Source organism: Diaphorobacter caeni (assembly GCF_015354245.1).
GTDB classification, from domain to species: Bacteria; Pseudomonadota; Gammaproteobacteria; order Burkholderiales; family Burkholderiaceae_C; genus Diaphorobacter_A; species Diaphorobacter_A caeni.
Window position 1 is genome coordinate 1 of the sequence record NZ_JADKYZ010000029.1, and the last position, 3,298, is coordinate 3,298.

General features: G+C 63.8%; 5 protein-coding genes. 2 read left to right on the top strand and 3 right to left on the bottom strand.

Annotation, left to right across the window (positions count from 1 at the left end; genetic code table 11):
- The first annotated feature begins 255 nt into the window (after positions 1-255).
- Positions 256-459: a hypothetical protein gene (locus ISG32_RS27400; RefSeq protein ID WP_194774140.1), complete on the top strand. Its 204-nt coding sequence runs from the start codon at positions 256-258 to the stop codon at positions 457-459.
- Between the two features lies 1 nt (position 460).
- Here the strand turns inward: ISG32_RS27400 and ISG32_RS27405 are convergent, their stop codons facing one another.
- The 3 genes from ISG32_RS27405 to ISG32_RS27415 form a co-directional block, all read right to left on the bottom strand.
- Positions 461-700, bottom strand: coding sequence for a hypothetical protein (locus ISG32_RS27405; protein ID WP_194774141.1), 240 nt, complete (start codon positions 698-700; stop codon positions 461-463).
- 123 nt (positions 701-823) lie between these two features.
- On the bottom strand, positions 824-1,168 hold the full coding sequence (locus tag ISG32_RS27410; protein WP_194774142.1) for a hypothetical protein: 345 nt from the start codon (positions 1,166-1,168) through the stop codon (positions 824-826).
- 2 nt (positions 1,169-1,170) lie between these two features.
- On the bottom strand, positions 1,171-1,752 hold the full coding sequence (locus ISG32_RS27415; protein WP_194774143.1) for a helix-turn-helix domain-containing protein: 582 nt from the start codon (positions 1,750-1,752) through the stop codon (positions 1,171-1,173).
- A 772-nt stretch (positions 1,753-2,524) separates the two neighbouring features.
- Here ISG32_RS27415 and mobV point away from each other — a divergent pair.
- Positions 2,525-3,223, top strand: coding sequence for a MobV family relaxase (gene mobV, locus ISG32_RS27420; RefSeq protein WP_194774144.1), 699 nt, complete (start codon positions 2,525-2,527; stop codon positions 3,221-3,223).
- Positions 3,224-3,298: the final 75 nt, after the last annotated feature.

Below are 3,298 nucleotides of genomic sequence, written 5' to 3' on the forward strand. Positions count from 1 at the left end.
CACATCAACCTGACCGGCGATTACCTCTGGCGCAGCAGCGCCAAGATCGGCGCGGGCAAGTTCAGGCCGCTCCGACCCCTACAACCGGCTTAGCGTGCTTTATTTTCCGTTTTCTGAGACGACCCCAAAAAGGCCCTAGAAGCGATTGAGGCGGGAGATAGCTACATCGCCATTGCCCAAGAGTTTCAAGCGCACCAGAAGGCCATCAAAGCCCGGGAAAAGAACCTTTTCGAGCAGGTTCACGAGCTGCGCAACATGAAGGCGCGGGTGGAGCAGGAAAAGGCCGAGGCCGCACTGGCGCAAAAGCAGGTGCAGGAGCTGCGCCGGGAGCTGGAAGCCGAGCGGCGCAAGGCGGCGAAGGCCGACGAGCTGGCCGAGCTGTACCGCAGCGGGCGGGATCAGGCCATTGACGAGCTGCGCGCCATTCGGCCGCAGCGTGGCCACGGCCTGGAACGCTGAATCACTGGCCGCGCAGGTCGTCCAGTTCACGGCGCAGCGCTCGGGCCTCTGCCAGCGCTTCCACCTTGGCGCGGCGGAAGTTCTGGAGCGCCTGGGCCAGCCCGGCAAACATCACATCGAGGCCCGTATAGAACGACAAGGCAATGATGGCGTAGGGCAGAAAGCGCACGTTGGTGCCGTGGTCGAGCCAGTAATCGTGAAAGAGCGCGTAGCCGACAAAAAGCAGTCCAAAGGGGGTCATGGTTTCACCTCGTCACTGAGTCATCACTAAACAAAACCGGGCGGCAAGCCGCGCCAGTGCTGGGTTTGGGCGGTGCGTCACTACCGAGTAGTGACGCACTCCGGGGCACTTCAAAAAGCGCGATCACGCTTTTTTGTCGCTCTCGTCGATGACCTTGAACGCCTCGAAGAGATTGGGGCCTGACGTGGAGCGCGGCGGGTGGTCGATGTGCTCGAAGAACCGTTCGAGCTGGGCGCGGCGCTCTGCCCTGTCGCCCTGGTGTTGGTAGCCCGGTTTCAGCAGCAGGGCGTACTCCCGGTAAAGCGCATCGAGGCCCTTCTGGCCCAGCGGCTGCACCTCGGTTTCGGTGGCGCAGCGCGGGCAGATGTTCAGCGGCTCAAGGTGTGCCAGCGGCTGATAGGCCTCGGCGTCGTGGATGGTGCCCAGCCACCCACAGCGGGGGCAGCGGCAAGGCTTGTCGGCGTCCATGGCTACACCTCCAGGCGCTGTTGGCCACGTGCCTCTAGCTCCTGCTGCTCGGTCAGCTTGCGGCGTCGATATTCCTTGATGAACAGCACCCGGTCGCCCTTGAAAAAAAGGGCTGAATTCGTCCAGAAACTGGCCGAGTCCTTGGGGTACAGAAAGCCCTTATCCAGCAGCTCCCGCAGGCCGCGCTTGAACGTGTATTCGCTCATGCCCACATCCCGACCTTCGATGCCATCGCCGAACCAAAACAGATTCACGGAATCGGCGTATCCCCGGCTCATCGGCGTGCGCTGGTACTGGTCAAGAACGACCTGAAACACGCGCTGCGCGGTCTTTGTCAGCTCGTAGGTGGCAGAGACGCCAGCAGCAAACACCTTCACGAACTCGGCATCGTCCCGTTCCTCGATCTGGTGGATCGCGGCCACGCCGGTGATCTCGCCCGTAGCCGGGTTCACCAGATCCTCACTGCGCCCAGACCTCACCAGTCGGCGCTTGGTCTTGAGCTGCTGCGGCTCCATCAGCGGGTTCACGGTTGGGCTGTACTGGAGCTTGGAAAGGTCTGTTTTTGGCTTATATGTGCGGGCCATGAAATGCACTTTCTCTGTAAAAGTGCAACCATTATCGACACCCAAATGCACCCAGGTCAAGCACTTTTTATCCAAAAAGTGCAGGGCTACGTTACCACTAGTGCAGGGCTGGGAATGCAAAAGTGCAGGGGGGGGTCTAGCACTGGCGCGGGTTTGCGGCCTTTCCCTTCTCACTCTATGCGTAGCATGTCGTTGCCAGCGCTGCCGCTCGGGGGGGGAACAGCCTCGACCGCTGCGCCCTGAACCCGGTCGCCCGTGGACAACCTCGCCCAGTCCGTGGACGGCGGGCACAGCCGCAAGCGGCTGCACCCTGGCCGCCCACCGCCTGGGCCGGGTTGCCCACCGTCGCCCTACAACGGGGGGCACGCCCCCCGAACCCCCCGCCGTGCATACGCACGGCCCACCTTTTGAAAAACTGAATCCAGGGGAGAGGGGGAGGGGCTAGGCGTCGGGCATGGACAAGCCTGCGGCTTGCCCACCCCCGCCACCGTCGCACCCGTGCCCGGAACCCTTCCGGCTGGGTGACCAAGGCAGCGGGGGCCCGGTGCGCGAAGGCGCGCCAGGGGGCGCAGCCCTGGGGGTCTGGGGGTGCAAGCCCCCTGCCTGGGAGCGCCCTAGGCGCGGCGGGGACCGCGCAAGCGAAGCGCGCAGGGGGGCCATGGACGCCCCCTCTGGGGGGCTATTTACCCCGAAGGGGCGAACGACATTGCGTCAGCAATGTGTAGTGAGTCCACATTTGCCAAAATGGGGCCGCCGGGGGCACACTGACGCCATGAACAAGTACGCCATCCTGCGCACAGAAAAGCTGAAGTCGGCGGCATCCGTCTGGCGCTCCCTGAAGCACGCTTTCAGGGAGCAGCCAACGGAGAACGCCGACCCCGAACGTGCCGCCAACAATGCCCACCTTGGCGCCTCCAGCGCTCGTGAAGCCATGGAGAAGGTGCGCGCCCGCCTGCCCGAGAAACGGCGCAAAGACGCGGTGCTGGCGATCGAGTACCTCATCACGGCCAGCCCGGAAGCGATGGCGAAGATGGCGCCGCAGGAGCGCACGGCCTACTTCAACGATGCCTTGAAGTGGCTCAAACAGCGCCATGGTGGTGCCAATGTGGTTTACAGCGGCGTCCACCGCGATGAGAAGACGCAGCACATGTACGCCTACGTGGTGCCCCTGGACGAGTCCACCGGGCGGCTGAATGCCCGCCGCTGGCTGGGTGGCGCAAAGGCCCTGAGCGAGATGCAGACGGACTTTGCCGCCAACGTGGGGGCGCGCCATGGCCTGGATCGGGGCATTGAGGGCAGCAAGGCCAAGCATCAGAGGGTGAAGCGGCATTACGGCCTGGTCAACCGCGCCGCTGACCAGGTGGCCGAGCTGGGGATGCTCGACCGGGCAAGCCTGGGCATCGGCAAACCCACCAAAAAGGGGTCGTCTCAGAAAACGGAAAATAAAGCACGCTTAGCGTGCGCTGAATGAGGCCAGGCACCCAGTGGTACAGCGTAGGATTGGACGCGCCGAGGTTCTTGACCACGTCCTTGGGGGGACGCCACC

What these genes read in the sequence shown, in the direction of transcription:
- ISG32_RS27400 (WP_194774140.1), top strand. Translation starts at nt 256, where the DNA reads ATGAAGGCGCGGGTGGAGCAGGAAAAGGCCGAGGCCGCACTGGCGCAA.
- ISG32_RS27405 (WP_194774141.1), bottom strand. Translation starts at nt 700, where the DNA reads ATGACCCCCTTTGGACTGCTTTTTGTCGGCTACGCGCTCTTTCACGAT.
- ISG32_RS27410 (WP_194774142.1), bottom strand. Translation starts at nt 1,168, where the DNA reads ATGGACGCCGACAAGCCTTGCCGCTGCCCCCGCTGTGGGTGGCTGGGC.
- ISG32_RS27415 (WP_194774143.1), bottom strand. Translation starts at nt 1,752, where the DNA reads ATGGCCCGCACATATAAGCCAAAAACAGACCTTTCCAAGCTCCAGTAC.
- mobV (WP_194774144.1), top strand. Translation starts at nt 2,525, where the DNA reads ATGAACAAGTACGCCATCCTGCGCACAGAAAAGCTGAAGTCGGCGGCA.